Source organism: Bacillus sp. SIMBA_005, from assembly GCF_046535585.1.
Taxonomy (GTDB): Bacteria; Bacillota; Bacilli; order Bacillales; family Bacillaceae; genus Bacillus; species Bacillus pumilus.
Map to the genome: position 1 here is coordinate 115158 of NZ_JAWRWI010000003.1, position 14052 is coordinate 129209.

The 14052-nt window shown below is 41.2% G+C and carries 15 protein-coding genes; 10 read left to right on the forward strand and 5 right to left on the reverse strand.

Annotation, left to right across the window (positions count from 1 at the left end; all coding sequences use genetic code 11):
* The first annotated feature begins 385 nt into the window (after window positions 1–385).
* Complete coding sequence (locus tag SB660_RS05815; RefSeq protein WP_180309640.1) at window positions 386–1315, forward strand: aldo/keto reductase; 930 nt, start codon at window positions 386–388, stop codon at window positions 1313–1315.
* 30 nt (window positions 1316–1345) lie between these two features.
* Here SB660_RS05815 and SB660_RS05820 read toward each other — a convergent pair whose 3' ends face one another.
* Together SB660_RS05820 and SB660_RS05825 are read right to left on the reverse strand one after the other, a co-directional pair.
* The gene (locus SB660_RS05820) at window positions 1346–2038 is read right to left on the reverse strand and encodes a sensor histidine kinase (protein WP_235567071.1); all 693 of its coding nucleotides are present in this window, start codon (window positions 2036–2038) and stop codon (window positions 1346–1348) included.
* Window positions 2039–2322: 284 nt separating this feature from the next.
* Window positions 2323–3024, reverse strand: a complete 702-nt coding sequence (locus SB660_RS05825) for a LytR/AlgR family response regulator transcription factor (protein ID WP_058015227.1) — start codon at window positions 3022–3024, stop codon at window positions 2323–2325.
* Window positions 3025–3185: 161 nt separating this feature from the next.
* Here SB660_RS05825 and SB660_RS05830 point away from each other — a divergent pair, with 161 nt between their 5' ends.
* The 3 genes from SB660_RS05830 to SB660_RS05840 all read left to right on the forward strand — a co-directional run bounded on the left by SB660_RS05830 (window position 3186) and on the right by SB660_RS05840 (window position 5585).
* Window positions 3186–3926: an ATP-binding cassette domain-containing protein gene (locus tag SB660_RS05830; RefSeq protein ID WP_044139233.1), complete on the forward strand. Its 741-nt coding sequence runs from the start codon at window positions 3186–3188 to the stop codon at window positions 3924–3926.
* Window positions 3926–5101, forward strand: coding sequence for an ABC transporter permease (locus tag SB660_RS05835; protein ID WP_058015228.1), 1176 nt, complete (start codon window positions 3926–3928; stop codon window positions 5099–5101). The genes SB660_RS05830 and SB660_RS05835 overlap by 1 nt, the downstream gene beginning before the upstream one ends.
* A gap of 148 nt (window positions 5102–5249) precedes the next feature.
* Window positions 5250–5585 carry a hypothetical protein gene (locus SB660_RS05840; protein ID WP_144463146.1) on the forward strand — a complete coding sequence of 112 codons (336 nt, stop codon included), beginning with the start codon at window positions 5250–5252 and terminating at the stop codon, window positions 5583–5585.
* Window positions 5586–5665: 80 nt separating this feature from the next.
* Here the strand turns inward: SB660_RS05840 and SB660_RS05845 are convergent, their stop codons facing one another.
* Window positions 5666–6724, reverse strand: a complete 1059-nt coding sequence (locus SB660_RS05845) for a DUF4352 domain-containing protein (RefSeq protein WP_339164827.1) — start codon at window positions 6722–6724, stop codon at window positions 5666–5668.
* Between the two features lie 538 nt (window positions 6725–7262).
* Between SB660_RS05845 and SB660_RS05850 the strand changes: the two genes are divergently transcribed.
* Both SB660_RS05850 and SB660_RS05855 read left to right on the forward strand, forming a co-directional pair.
* On the forward strand, window positions 7263–7691 hold the full coding sequence (locus SB660_RS05850) for a cell wall hydrolase (protein ID WP_003217242.1): 429 nt from the start codon (window positions 7263–7265) through the stop codon (window positions 7689–7691).
* A 119-nt stretch (window positions 7692–7810) separates the two neighbouring features.
* On the forward strand, window positions 7811–8590 hold the full coding sequence (locus SB660_RS05855; RefSeq protein ID WP_339164829.1) for a glucose 1-dehydrogenase: 780 nt from the start codon (window positions 7811–7813) through the stop codon (window positions 8588–8590).
* A gap of 20 nt (window positions 8591–8610) precedes the next feature.
* On the opposite strand, the gene SB660_RS05860 is transcribed toward SB660_RS05855, so the two are convergent.
* Both SB660_RS05860 and SB660_RS05865 read right to left on the reverse strand, forming a co-directional pair.
* Window positions 8611–9651, reverse strand: a complete 1041-nt coding sequence (locus SB660_RS05860) for an acyltransferase family protein (RefSeq protein WP_058015232.1) — start codon at window positions 9649–9651, stop codon at window positions 8611–8613.
* 213 nt (window positions 9652–9864) lie between these two features.
* Complete coding sequence (locus SB660_RS05865) at window positions 9865–10857, reverse strand: LLM class flavin-dependent oxidoreductase (RefSeq protein WP_410581739.1); 993 nt, start codon at window positions 10855–10857, stop codon at window positions 9865–9867.
* 412 nt (window positions 10858–11269) lie between these two features.
* Between SB660_RS05865 and SB660_RS05870 the strand changes: the two genes are divergently transcribed.
* The 4 genes from SB660_RS05870 (at window position 11270) to SB660_RS05885 (ending at window position 14015) form a co-directional block, all read left to right on the forward strand.
* The gene (locus SB660_RS05870; RefSeq protein WP_058015234.1) at window positions 11270–11872 is read left to right on the forward strand and encodes a TerD family protein; all 603 of its coding nucleotides are present in this window, start codon (window positions 11270–11272) and stop codon (window positions 11870–11872) included.
* A 20-nt stretch (window positions 11873–11892) separates the two neighbouring features.
* A complete protein-coding gene (locus SB660_RS05875) occupies window positions 11893–12474 on the forward strand; it encodes a TerD family protein (protein ID WP_008342133.1) in 582 nt (193 codons plus the stop codon).
* Between the two features lie 42 nt (window positions 12475–12516).
* Window positions 12517–13095: a TerD family protein gene (locus tag SB660_RS05880; protein ID WP_034664245.1), complete on the forward strand. Its 579-nt coding sequence runs from the start codon at window positions 12517–12519 to the stop codon at window positions 13093–13095.
* A gap of 140 nt (window positions 13096–13235) precedes the next feature.
* Window positions 13236–14015 (forward strand): TerC family protein, encoded by a 780-nt coding sequence (locus SB660_RS05885; RefSeq protein ID WP_012008834.1) that lies wholly within the window; start codon window positions 13236–13238, stop codon window positions 14013–14015.
* Window positions 14016–14052: the final 37 nt, after the last annotated feature.

The following is a 14052-nucleotide window of genomic DNA, read 5'->3' on the forward strand; positions in this document are numbered from 1 at the left end:
CTTTGCTTTTCTTTCGTCATTTCATTCCCGCTATCTGACTATGAAAAAAGAAACAGATAGGATGGTATATTCGGGTGTTACAGGGGAAAATCTCCTTATGACGATTTGCACTTTTCATTCTATCGAAATTCAATCATGATGAGGAATAGGTTTTAGTCCCTATCTTTGAAAGAAATTTACACAAAAATCATTAATAAAAGGAAATTTGCAAGTCTAATATACCGGTCAATAAGAATTAATTTGTAGATTTATTATCAGTTTTAAATGTTTTTTAAGTGAAAATCTTGAAATGAGGGTGTTACTGCTTCAGAGAGCAGGATACTTGAATGTTGTAAAGGATTCATGGGAAAATAAGGATGATTAAGCAGATAAGGGAGATGAGCTTTTGAAAAAGGTAACGCTTGGACGAACTAATTTACAGGTGAATCCGATAGGGCTTGGTACGAATGCGGTAGGTGGACATAATTTGTTCCCGAACCTGAGTGAAGATGCCGGACGAGAGCTTGTGGAGACAGCTCTTGATCAAGGTGTCAATTTCTTAGATTCTGCTTTTATTTATGGGCTGGGCCGTTCAGAGGAATTGATCGGTGAGATTATTGCCAAAAGAGGCGGTAGAGAAAACCTTGTCCTTGCGACAAAGGGGGCTCATAAAGAAGTAAACGGACAAATTGAGCTGGATAACAGCCGGGACTTTTTAAGAGAGCAGGTCGAACATAGCCTGAAACGACTGCAAACAGATTATATTGATTTATACTATATGCATTTTCCGGACGGCCGGACGCCGCTGGAAGAAGTAGCAGGCACATTAAAGGAATTGAAGGATGAAGGGAAAATCAGGGCCATTGGTGCATCTAACCTTGATTTTGAACAGCTTCAAGCCTTTAATCGAGATGGCTACTTAGATGTGCTTCAGTCGGAGTATTCTTTGCTGAAACGTGAGGCAGAGAAGGATCTTCTCCCATACTGCGTCGAGCATCGTATTTCCTTTATTCCTTATTTCCCGTTGGCGTCAGGTTTGTTAACTGGTAAATTTACGAAGGATGCGACATTTGATGATATTCGAGCAAAAGATCCGCTTTTCCAAGGCGAGGCGTTCCTTCAAAACCTCGAAAAAGTAGACAAGCTAAAGGCGATTGCACAATCAAAGAACGCCGAAACGGCACACGTCGCACTCGCTTGGCTTTTAGCGCAGGACGGCATCGACGCCATTATTCCAGGTGCAAAACGAGCTGAGCAAGTTCAGCAAAACCTAAAAACAAACGAAATTCAATTAACAAAAGAAGAAATCAATCAAATTGACCACATTTTCTCTTAATTAAAAAAGGTGCTTAGCTGCACCTTTTTTTTATGACATCGTGAGGGGAATTTTGATGACGAGCCGCAAATGTGGAGAACGGTAAGTAAAATCAAGAGTACCGTCTGCCTTTTCAACAAGCTGATGAATGATATACGTCCCCATTCCTTGATGATCGCCGCCTTTTGTGGAGCGGCCAAAGTTTTTGAACAAATGGTCTAACACGTGTTTTTCCATTCCTTTTGTGCTGTTTTCACAATGGATTAAAAAGAGCCCGCTCCGAATAGAGGTCGCAATCGAGATGCTGCCCTCTTTCCCGGCTTGCTTCGCTTCAATCGCGGCGTCTAGGGCATTATCAAGCAAGTTTCCAGTGAAACTAACCTGATCCGCCTTAGAAAAGGGAAGCGATGAAAAAGGTGCTTGAAGGTCTAGAGAAAGGGCAATGTCCTCTTTTTCAGCCCGTTGGAAAAAGGAATGCAGGGTTGAGGCCAAATAAGCATTTTCTCCTTTAATCCAAGGGAAATGTTTCACGTATTGCTGAATCAAATCCTTGATCTCATGCTCGTCGTTCGACGCGGAAAAGGCATTTAAATGTCTAGCTGTTTCATGATGTTTACTGCGCAGCTCAAGCAGCAATTCATTGGTTCTTGATTCTGCGTTGATCAGTTCTTGAAGCCGACCGTTTAATCGTCTCTCCGTCTGCATCATCTTCAATGCAAGGATATCTGTTGTTATGATGATCACAAAAGCCAAAAGAGGGCTCCATCCATTTCCTTGCGTCAGAAAAAGGGAAAGACCTGCACAGGTAAAGAGCGCAAAAGCGCCCAACATCACAAAACCACTCACATGAGGCAAAAACCTTTTGTATATGAAAAATATATAAAGACAAATCACACAAAAAGTGAGGAGCCACAGCACTCCTGATGATAGCGGCAGAAAAGCTTCAGCTGCTGCATGAAACGCAAGACCTAGCCATATGAGAGCATACATGCGGAATCCAAGATAGAAAGCGTTCACGTTCGTTCTCCTTAAAAATAGTATTTCTTAAAGTATTCTAATTGCTGCTTGGTCATCATGGCTTTTTTATCTGTACCTTCAAAAGACACGATAAATGAATTTTTGGCATACGCCGAGAAGTTCTTAATGTAATGAATATTGATGATAAACGATCGGTGAGAGCGGATAAAATCTTTTTCAGCTAGATCGCCCTTTAACTCGTTTAGTGTCTGATATGTCTGGATTTCTCCTGTTGTTGTGACAATGGTGGTTGACCTGCCTGTTCGCTCAACAAAAATGACATCCTTCTTTTGCAGCACGTGAATATCTGACTGCTGCTTAATGAGAAGCCGTCCATGAATGCTTTTCTCCTGCTTGGTGGACAAGTAGCGCTCTAAGGATTTGGCAATTCGATCGGCTTGGTAGGGCTTCATAATATAATCGTGAACATTTAAATCAAATGCATGGACCGCATATCCGCTATTTCCTGTCACAAATACAACATCGACATTCAGTGCATGAGAGTGAATGAGATCCGCTAATTCATAACCGGACATTCCGGGCATTTCAATGTCTGCGAACAACAGATCAATATCTCCTTTTTTGACCTTCTCGTATGCATCCTCTGCTGACTGTGTGACAAAGACAATCTCCACAGCCTCCATTCTGCCTACAATGGCATGCAGCTTTTCTAAATCTACTCGGTAATCATCAACGAGACCTACTTTTATCATAAAAATCACCTATGACTCTTCTTATTATTTGTCTATTTTACCATTTGTTTTTTTAAAATAGATCATTTCAAGACAGAAAAAGGACGTTTCGCGACATTTTTATGTCAAGGAAGCGTCATTTTTTCTATCATAGACTTAGAAAGTTGAAAGGGGCGAACCACATGATTACTCTCAGCGATTGCAGCTGCTGGTTTAAAGATAAGAAAAAGGTCGTAAAAGCGATGAAGCATATGACGTTCTCCGTGAAGGAAGGGGAAGTTGTTGGCATCCTAGGAGAAAATGGTGCAGGGAAAACCACATTATTACGCGCCGTAGCCACATTATTAGAACCTACGCACGGAACAGTCACTGTCGCAGGCTTTGATACGGTGAAAGAATCAACAGAAGTGAAAAAGCGAATTGGTGTCTTGTTTGGCGGTGAGACGGGACTTTATGATCGTTTGACGGCACGAGAAAACCTTGAATACTTTGGCAAATTGTATGGCTTAGATCAACATGAAATCAAAGCAAGAATAGAGGATTTGGCAAAGCGTTTTGGGATGAGACAATACATGGATCGCAAGGTGAAAGGATTCTCAAGAGGAATGAAACAAAAGGTGGCGATTGCCAGAACCTTGATTCATGATCCTGACATTATTTTATTTGATGAGCCGACAACAGGCTTGGATATCACATCAAGTAATATTTTCAGAGACTTTATTCATCAGCTCAAGCAGCAAAATAAAACCATCCTTTTTTCAAGCCACATCATGGAAGAAGTCAGCCAGCTTTGTGACAGTGTCATGATGATTCATCAAGGAGAGCTTGTGTATAAAGGGACACTTCCAGAATTATATACACAGGAACAAAGTGATGACTTGAACTATATCTTTATGTCGAAGCTCGCTAGGGGGATTTCATAATGTGGAAAACCGTATTTAAAAAAGAAATGACAGATGCGCTAAGAGACCGGAAAACGCTGCTCTTAACAGTGCTGATTCCTCTTTTGACGATGCTTGGATTGGTGTTCTTTTATGAAAGCATGATTGCAGATCCAGGAGATGAAACCTATACGGTCGCAGTGAATGAAAAGCTTCCAACTGAAATGAATCAAATGGTCAAAGAGGTCAAAAACCTCACACTTGAAACATTTGATGACCCGCAGCAAGCTGTCAAAGATGGAAAGGCGAATGCTTACCTGGAAATGCCGAAAGAGGCAGACGACATGCTTCAGCATCAACAATCATTTGCAATTAAAATTCATGGGTATACAACAGATGATGATTCGGTCATCACGGTTCAAATGCTGCAATCCTTACTGGAGCAGTATCAAAACCAAGTCGTAGAAAAGCGTTTAGCCGCTGATCAAATCAATACGTCTGTTGTTCACCCATTTCAGGTGCAGGCCGTTGATGTAGAAGAGGGCGAAGAAGGAGAAAATGGCATGACCTCTATGCTTTTGTCGATTCTTCTTCCAATGATTTTGGTGACCTCCGTTATCTCAGGTGCTTTGCCTGCTGCGCTTGATATTGTAGCGGGTGAAAAAGACCGAAAATCCATTGAAGCGTTGTTCCTGACACCTGCCAGCAGACTCCAAATTCTCATCGGAAAATGGCTTGCTGTCTCCATGTTCGGGATTTTAAGTGGGATTGTGGCGATCGGTATGCTGCTTTTATCCACGCTGCTCTTTACAGAAAAGCTAAAACAAGCACTGAACTTTGGTGATCAAATGTGGAGCATTATCGCCGTCATGTTTGCGGCGCTTATCATCTTCTCATTCATGGTATCGATGATTGAACTGCTACTCAGTGTCGTTTCAAGCTCAGTAAAAGAAGCACAATCGTACATGTCCATGATCATTACATTAGGTGTGATCCCAATGTTCTTTACCATGAGAGCAGGTGCTACGCAGCTAGATACGTATTACTTTGCTGTCCCATTCCTTAATATTCACGCGCTTTGTAAGCAATTGATGTTTGGCATCATCGATCCAATGTCAATCACTCTGACACTCGGCTCCTCAGCACTGGCAGTCGTCATCTTGTTTGTGATCGTGAGAAGCTTGTTTATGAAAGAAAAATGGATGCTTGCGAAATAAAGAAAGTAAAAACTTGTAGATTTTATCTGCAAGTTTTTTATATCCAGAGATTTATATAAAAGAGATTCACGATCGGGTGAAAGGAATGGCATAATGGAAGGTGGAACTTACATTATTATCCTAATTTTTTAAAAGAGGTGATTCGTGTATGTCTTATCAAACAGAAGACGATGATGTGCTAGAGCTATGTAATATATATGCTCAACAAACACACCATTTTGAAGCGTTTATTTTGGGGAACAGGAAAGGATTATTGGAATTAAGAAAAGCGATAGATGAGGCATTAGAAACGGGTAGTTCCGTTGCACATTTATATCCATCTGATTTTGAAGGATATGAAACGTATATTGCTTTAGTAGACGATGAGCAAAAGTTTGAGAAATTAATGGATCCTTATGTAGAGGAATACGCACAAGAGGAGGATGCGGTTGATCCGGTTGAGGTGATAAAAGAGTATGAAGCAGCAAAAGAAAATCCCTCGTAATAGACCGTATCTTACTTTCTTGGCTGTAATTATCAAACGAAAAACGATAAGAAAAAACCCCCGGCATCGGGGGTTTTTCATTAGTTCTTGATGAACTTTTCAACTAATGAGCTTGTTTTGTAATCGTTCAAATCAAGTTTCCATTGGTCGATGTCATTTTTCTTCATGTTGACTTCAACTGTTTCTTCAGAAGATGAAGGTCCTAATTTTTTGAACTCTTCTGGGTAGATCGAGAGTAAATATTTTTGTGCTTCATCATAAGACGCAGTACGGTTTTTGCTGTAGAACTCAGTCGCTTTTTCTTTTAGACGATCGACAAGCGGGCTTGCATCAATTGGTGTAAGAGTTACAGTCACAACGGCTTTATCACCACTGATGGCTTTTGTTTTTGTTGATACTTTTGATTTTTCAGCTAATGTTTCTTTTACAGCTTTTAAAAGCTTATCAAGGTTTTCGTCCTTCGCTGAGCTAGAAGAAATACCTGATGACGTGATGTAGCCTTGTTTGAATGATTTATCAAATTGGTTTACAACAGTTGATTTGTTATCACCTGTTAGTTTTTCGAACTCGTCGTTATTCTTACCAAAAATCATGACATCAATATAAGAAGAAAGAGCTTTTGCAGATGCTTGAAGTGTTTCTGCTTTTTTCATTAAGTCTTTACCTTTAATATCGAATTCTAGTGTTTTGTCATCTTTTTTAGAACCACTACCTGGCTCATTGTACACAAGCTGATAGTCTTTTTCTTTGTCAACAACAAAGAAAAGACCGCCTTTTGATACTTTTCCTGCATTTAGAGAGCTTGAAGATAATACTTCGTTGTAGTCATCTGGAGAGATCGTAGACACCTGTGAGTCATCTTGGTAAAGCGTGAAGTTGCTTTTATCAACATTTAGAGGCTCTTTGCTGATATTTTTTACAGATACGTTCACTTTTAGTACATACTGATCATCCTGTACAGATGTATCGTATTGAGGTGGTAATGTGTACTCAGCACTTTCTACCTTTACCTCTGCTGCATCAAGGGATTTTGTATCTTTTTCCTTTGCAGCTGACTTTTCTTTTCCACCACTACAAGCAGCAGCGATAACAGTGACACACAAGATCAGAAGAAACAGGGATAATTTCTTTTTAAACATGAGATGTTTTCCTCCTCGGGTTTTATGGTGAATTTCATTGGAAATCTTTAGTTCATATCGTTCTTTTTGCACAAAAAGAAAAATACTGTATGTTTTTTACTGTAGAATGAAGCGAAAGTACTGTCAATACTTCAGTGCGTTTCTTAGGTTGCACAGCTTCAAATAGTAAAAATGACACTAAGTTGAAAGGAGAAACTTGTAAATTATGATTTGATATCTCCTGTAAAAACTCAACATTTTATATTTTAAGGTTTTGAGTCGGATTGTTGAATAGGTTCAAATGACTGTTTTTGATAATGGTGTAGCAATTAGAAGGATTTTTATGACTTGTAAATGAGTCTATAGTAATGAATATTTTTTCCTGTTATGCGCATGATTACTTGGTTTGTGTGTTGTTGCCATAGAGACACATGTCCAGCAAAATATTGAGGTATTTAGACAGGCTCACGACACGGAATGTGTCTTTTTCCTTCAAAATGGCAGTCATCTACACAGAAACCCTACATAAAATAAAAGAGAAACGAATGGAGGTGGATGTATGGCAGTGGTAAGAGCGACAAGCTCTGATATTGATCTCATGGCCAGACTGCTGAGAGCGGAGGCAGAAGGTGAAGGGAAGCAAGGGATGCTGCTCGTAGGGAATGTGGGCATTAACCGATTGCGTGCCAACTGCTCTGACTTTAAAGGGCTGCGTACGATTCCACAAATGATTTATCAAGAGCATGCATTTGAAGCAGTCACACATGGTTATTTTTATCAACGAGCACGAGAAACGGAAAAAACACTTGCGCGTAGGAATATTAACGGAGAACGATTTTGGCCAGCAAAATTCAGCCTTTGGTATTTTAAACCGCCTGGTAATTGTCCACCGACATGGTACAATCAGCCGTTTGTGGCAAGGTATAAGTCGCATTGCTTTTATCAGCCAACCGCTGAAACATGTGAAAATGTTTATAACACCTTTTAGCTTGATGAACAGCACAATCCTCTTAGTCAACGATTGCAGAGGGTTGTGTTTTTCTTTTTTTCAAAATGGGTAACCATTGTGTATCAACTAGATGAAGCACGTGATAGGAGGAAATAAAGATGTATCAAGATTTAAAAGGAAAAACAGCCATTGTCACAGGTTCTTCAAAAGGAATCGGACAAGCCATCGCATTACGATTTGGACAAGAGCAGATGAATGTGGTTGTGAACTATAAAGGTGATGAAGAGGGTGCTGAAGAAACGGTACAAGCCATTCAGCAGAATGGAGGTAGGGCGGTGAAAGTACACGCGGATGTCTCCAAAGAGGAAGGAATTCAAGCGATCATGGATACAGCACTGGAGCATTTCGGTACAGTCGATGTGTTCGTCAATAATTCAGGCTTTAATGGTGAAGAAGCGATGCCGCATGAGATGACGCTCAAGCAATGGCAAAAAGTCATTGATGTCAATATCACAGGTGCCTTTTTAGGGTCAAAGGCTGCAATCGCCTATATGATGGAGCATGACATCAAAGGGTCTATTTTAAATATATCCAGTGTCCATCAGGAAATACCACGCCCGTTCAATGTTCACTATTCCACTTCCAAAGGCGGAATGAACATGATGACAAAAACGCTGGCCCTTGATTATGCGGAAGCAGGTATTCGGATCAATGCGATTGCACCAGGTACAATGGCGACCGAATCGAATGATGATTTGCAGGATGAACAGAAAAAACAAAAGCAGCTTGAAAAGATTCCAATGAGAGCATTTGGTGAACCTAAGGAGATTGGGTCCGCTGCTGCATTCCTCGTATCTAAGGAAGCTTCGTATATCACAGGCACCACTTTATTTGTAGATGGAGGAATGACGCTTTACCCTTCTCAAATCAATGATTAATCCAAAAAACATCCGCCCAATCAGCCGGCGGATGTTTTTTGTTCGTAGCGGTGTGCGGCTTTGGCTGGTTTGCCGAGCAGCATCGGGTACTTACTCAGGAAGGAGATACATGGCACCATAAGTAGCAATGTCCCAATCGTGTAAAAGAGAGTCCAAGAGAGCTGCGCTGTATCTGCAATATTGATACCAAGTCCATAATAAACAAATGCTTTCATGATATCGATGCCGGCAAACTGCAAGACAAGAATAACAATGGAATTTCGACCGAGATACGTCAAAATAGGGGACGTTTTGAATTTGAAACTTAAATAAATCACAGCAGCTGAACCGAGCAGTGCACATGCATAGAAAAGAAAAAGATCACCATAGTCATTCACGCGCATATCGATCCGCGAATTAAAGCTTTGCATGTAAGCCGTCAGTACAAGCAGACCTGTACAAAGAAGAAGGGTTGGGTCTGTTTTTAATTCCACAAACCATTGCTTTGCCAAAAATCCGATGGAATAAAACACAACAGCCGTCAAGGCGACATTGGCATTCCACGGCAGACTTTGGTTTAAAAGCAAGGTAGAGGCATATCCAGCACCTCCGCAAAGAAGGGTCAGTAAGCTCAAGACAGCAGGTTTCCCTTTTGTCAGACGGTGCATAAAGAAAAAGATTATTTCCACTAAAAAGAGCGTCGTTAAAAACCAGATGGCTGGGTTATGTGTGAGTCTAGCTTCATCTGCATTGGATATAAAAATACCTGTAAACGGAACGAAAGGGTCAATATCCGTTTGTCCCTTAAAGGCAAAAAAACGAGTAACGGTGAACCAGAAAACATACGTAATGATGGAGAAATAGAGATAGGGCAAGAGTAAGCTTTTGGCTTTCTTCTGAATAAATGACAGAGCAGGGCGTGAGGATGATCGAAACATCATGCCTGATAGTAAAAAGAAAAGCGGCATATGAAAAGAGTAAATGAATTGCTTGAGCGGATCTGGAATGGGCACATGCGCCATGACCACGAGAAGAATACCAATCCCTTTAGCCGCATCGACCCAGTCGAGTCTCTTATTCATAACCTGTCATCTCCTTCCTTCTAGCGTCGTAAACGGTTCTTTTATATGTACCTCTACTATATAAAAGGTACACCCCTTATGCGTTTACAGTTCGCTAACGATTAGAAGACACATTTGCGATTAGATGACAGGCGGAAGGATTTTGACATCTCTATGTTACATTTCCCATTTTTTATGACAATGTAAAAAAAGAAGCCAAGGGAATTGGCGGCTTCAAAATAATTCTGCGATTCGTTTGAAGGAGCGCTGTTTTTCTATCGGATCAAATGAATTGTTGAGAATCATGATGTCATCCGTTTGATAGCGGTCCATCAAGCTAAGTAATTGCTCTTTCACCGTTGCCTTTGAGCCGACGATCATCCGCTGGCGGTTTAGTAACACTTTTTTCATTTCCTGCGAGGTGTAGTGATAGGTACTGGCTTCTTCTATAGAAGGTACGCGGCTGTCCAGTCCTTTTTCAACACGCAGCAGCCATAAATCTGTACTGGTGGCGATCCGTTCGGCCTCTTCATCGGTTTCACCACAAATGACAAACACGGCAAACATTGCGTGCGGCTGTGTGGAAAAGACAGATGGAGAAAAGTGAGACCGATACGTCTCAAATGCTTGTTTGCCGCGTGCGGGGTGAATAAAGTGACCAAAAATATAGTTGATCCCAAGCTCCGCTGCTTGCATGGCACTATTTTCTCCTAAACCAAGCAGCCAAACCGGCGGATGAGTATCAATATGCGGAGAAGCTTTGACCCCAGCATGCGGGTGTCCAGAAGGCAGGCTGTCTGATAAGTAAAATAGAAGATCCTTCAGCTGGCGATCAAACTGAGATAGATCTTTATGCACGCCGTCTGTCAAAGCCAGTCTCGTCCTTTCAATCCCGCCCTGAGATTTGCCGACACCGATTTCAATTCGTCCAGGATACAGAGCCTCAAGCTGCCGCGTGACCTCTGCTACTTTAAAGGGGCTGTACTGCGGAAGTAAAATGCCTCCAGACCCGGTACGTAAGGTCGATGTATGAGCGGCAATATGTGCCATTAATATTTCAGGTGCTGTACTAGCGAGCCCTCTTGTGCTGTGGTGTTCAGCAAACCAATAACGCTCATACCCAAGAGCTTCTGCAAGCTGAGCCAGCTTCGTTGTGTGAATCAGTGTCTCTTGTGCTGTCTGACCTTTAGGAATAGCGACTTGATCTAATATGTGAAGTGATGGCATCATCAACATCCTTTCGGTAATACGTTGAATTTAAGTATAAAGAAATCCTTGAATAGAAGGAAACGAAAGGGTTTATCCTTTGATCTCATGCTTTAACTTTTCTATATCAACATATGAAACCACATCAATACGTTATTTATCAGCAAGAGCTGTGGACGGGAATTTTCGACAATGTTTCACATGAAACACTTCATTTACAACATAAACTATTTTCAACATGGATCTTTCGTTAAAAAAATATCATCTGTTTGAAACCTATCTTGAACGTAGATCGTATATACTAGTAAATAGAAAAAAGAGTAAGAGGCTCCAAGGTCATTTCATGAATTTTGTCGAATTTTCATGTATGATGATTTTAATAGAGTCCATCGCTTAATAAATAGATTTTTATTATGCTTGAGGAGTGATTGATTTGGCGATTACATTAGAAAAAGGTCAACGTATTGATTTAACAAAAGGCAAAGCAGGGCTGACGAATATTCTTGTTGGACTTGGCTGGGACCCTGTATCACAAGGCGGCGGATTTTTAGGTAAGCTGTTTGGCGGTGGAGGCGGCGCTGATATTGATTGTGATGCTTCAGTGCTCATGCTGAAAAATGATAAATTTACGGAAAATAAAGATTTGATTTATTTTGGCAACTTGAAAAGCAAATGCGGCAGTGTCGAGCATACAGGCGACAATCTGACTGGTGAAGGAGACGGAGATGATGAACAAGTCCTCGTCAACTTAAGCAAGGTGCCAGGCAATGTGAATAAATTGGTGTTTGTTGTGAACATCTATGATGCACTTAGAAGAAATCAACATTTTGGTATGATTCAAAATGCGTACATTCGCATTGTTGATCGTTCAAACAATCAAGAATTAGTGAAATATAATTTAAAAGATGAGTATGCAGGGAAAACATCATTAATCGTTGGAGAGCTTTATCGTCATGAAAATGATTGGAAGTTTGCGGCTGTTGGAAACGGTACAAATGATGCGAAGCTTGCCGATATTACGAGAAACTATATCTAATCAGAAGGGAGAGATTCCTAGTGGGAATTTCTTTAGCGAAAGGTCAAAAAATTGATTTAACAAAAACGAATCCAGGTTTAACAAAAGTGGTAGTAGGTCTTGGCTGGGATGTAAACAAGTATGATGGCGGACATGACTTTGATCTAGACGCAAGCGTATTCCTTTTAGATGCAGCAGGGAAAGCAAACTCTCCATCTGATTTTGTCTTTTACAATCAAACAACTGGCGGTGGCGGAAGTATCGTACATACAGGCGATAACCGTACAGGTGAAGGAGATGGAGATGATGAGCAGGTCAATGTTGATCTTTCAACTGTACCAGCGAGTATTGAGAAAATCTCCTTCGTGATTACAATCCATGATGCAGAAGCACGCAGCCAAAACTTTGGACAGGTTTCTAACGCTTACGTCCGTATTTTAAATGCGGCATCAAATGAAGAGCTCATTCGCTATGATTTGGCGGAAGACTTTTCAATTGAAACAGCGATTATTGTAGGTGAATTATACCGTCATGGCGGAGAATGGAAATTCTCGGCTGTTGGATCGGGCTATCAAGGCGGACTTGCCCGCATTGCAACAGACTTCGGTTTAGATATCGGGTAACGACCCGTTTTCATATTTTCAGGAGACAGGAGAGATACGAATATGGCAATTCAGCTTTCAAAAGGACAACGTGTCGATTTAACGAAAACCAATCCAGGGCTGACAAAGGTGATGATCGGACTTGGCTGGGATACGAATAAATATTCTGGTGGAGCCGAATTTGATTTGGACGCTTCGGCTTTCTTAGTGGATGCAAACAATCGTTGTCAGCAAGATACAGACTTTGTGTTCTATAATAACCTTCAGCATCCAAGCGGCAGTGTCACTCATACAGGTGATAACCGTACGGGTGAAGGAGATGGAGATGACGAGCAAATTCTCGTTGATTTCTCGAAAATTCCTGCTAACATTGATCGTATCGGAATTACAGTGACGATTCATGATGCAGAGACGCGCAGCCAGAATTTTGGACAAGTCTCAAATGCGTTTGTTCGTGTTGTAAATGAAGAGGGCGGGGAAGAATTGATTCGCTTTGATTTAGGGGAAGACTTCTCAATTGAAACAGCTGTTGTGGTATGTGAACTATACCGCCACGGAAGCGATTGGAAGTTTAACGCCATCGGAAGCGGATTCTCTGGCGGACTTGCAGCTCTTTGTCAAAATTATGGGTTAGAAGTATAAACGAGAGAAATCAATCGATTCAAGAGGCGCTGCCAATGACTCATATGAGGACCTTTTCCAAAGTGAGAAAGAAACAGCGATCAAGAATAACAGCAGGCGAAAGCCTGCTGATGCTTCTACACTTATAGGAGGAAAACCAGTTGGACATTTTGAAACATATGTTGGACACCTATGCCTCGTTTTTTGATTGGCATATGTGGGCAGAGGTATTAACAAACCCTGTCTCTTGGGGACTCATTGGGACCCTTGTTGTGCTTGAAGGATTGTTATCAGCAGATAACGCACTTGTATTAGCTGTCATGGTGAAACATTTACCAGAAAAGCAGCGTAAAAAGGCATTAACCTACGGATTAATTGGCGCTTATTTCTTCCGTTTTCTATTCATTGGCGTAGGGATGCTGCTTATTAAGTTCTGGTGGATTAAGGTTCTCGGAGCTGCATATTTAGCATGGCTTGTCATTAAGCACTTCTGGTTAGGTGACGGCGATGACGAAGCGAAGGAATTGAAAAAAGAAGGCTGGATGATTCGTGTATTTGGCGTGTTCTGGGCAACCGTTATTTCTGTGGAAATTATGGACCTTGCCTTCTCGGTGGACAGTATTCTTGCGGCATTCGCAGTATCTGAGGAAGTATGGATTCTGCTATTAGGGGGAATGCTTGGCATTCTCATGATGCGTACAGTGGCACAGTTATTCCTGGTCCTTATTGACCGTATTCCAGAGCTTGAGAATACCGCGTTTATTCTCATCGGGATTATTGCCATCAAAATGGGCTTAAGTGCTGCACATATTGAAATCCCGCATCTTGCATTCTTTGCGATTATTATTCTAGCGTTTATCGGGACGTTTATTGTTCATAAAATCAATAAGAAGAAACATCAAGATGTGACAAACGAAGCTGCGGCTTCAAAAGAAGAATAGGATGATCAAAAAGGAATGGAGTTGACTACAGGCTCCA

What these genes read in the sequence shown, in the direction of transcription:
- SB660_RS05825 (WP_058015227.1), bottom strand. Translation starts at nt 3,024, where the DNA reads ATGATAAAAGTAGGTCTCGTTGATGATTACCGAGTAGATTTAGAAAAG.
- SB660_RS05830 (WP_044139233.1), top strand. Translation starts at nt 3,186, where the DNA reads ATGATTACTCTCAGCGATTGCAGCTGCTGGTTTAAAGATAAGAAAAAG.
- SB660_RS05835 (WP_058015228.1), top strand. Translation starts at nt 3,926, where the DNA reads ATGTGGAAAACCGTATTTAAAAAAGAAATGACAGATGCGCTAAGAGAC.
- SB660_RS05840 (WP_144463146.1), top strand. Translation starts at nt 5,250, where the DNA reads ATGTCTTATCAAACAGAAGACGATGATGTGCTAGAGCTATGTAATATA.
- SB660_RS05845 (WP_339164827.1), bottom strand. Translation starts at nt 6,724, where the DNA reads ATGTTTAAAAAGAAATTATCCCTGTTTCTTCTGATCTTGTGTGTCACT.
- SB660_RS05850 (WP_003217242.1), top strand. Translation starts at nt 7,263, where the DNA reads ATGGCAGTGGTAAGAGCGACAAGCTCTGATATTGATCTCATGGCCAGA.
- SB660_RS05855 (WP_339164829.1), top strand. Translation starts at nt 7,811, where the DNA reads ATGTATCAAGATTTAAAAGGAAAAACAGCCATTGTCACAGGTTCTTCA.
- SB660_RS05860 (WP_058015232.1), bottom strand. Translation starts at nt 9,651, where the DNA reads ATGAATAAGAGACTCGACTGGGTCGATGCGGCTAAAGGGATTGGTATT.
- SB660_RS05865 (WP_410581739.1), bottom strand. Translation starts at nt 10,857, where the DNA reads ATGCCATCACTTCACATATTAGATCAAGTCGCTATTCCTAAAGGTCAG.
- SB660_RS05880 (WP_034664245.1), top strand. Translation starts at nt 12,517, where the DNA reads ATGGCAATTCAGCTTTCAAAAGGACAACGTGTCGATTTAACGAAAACC.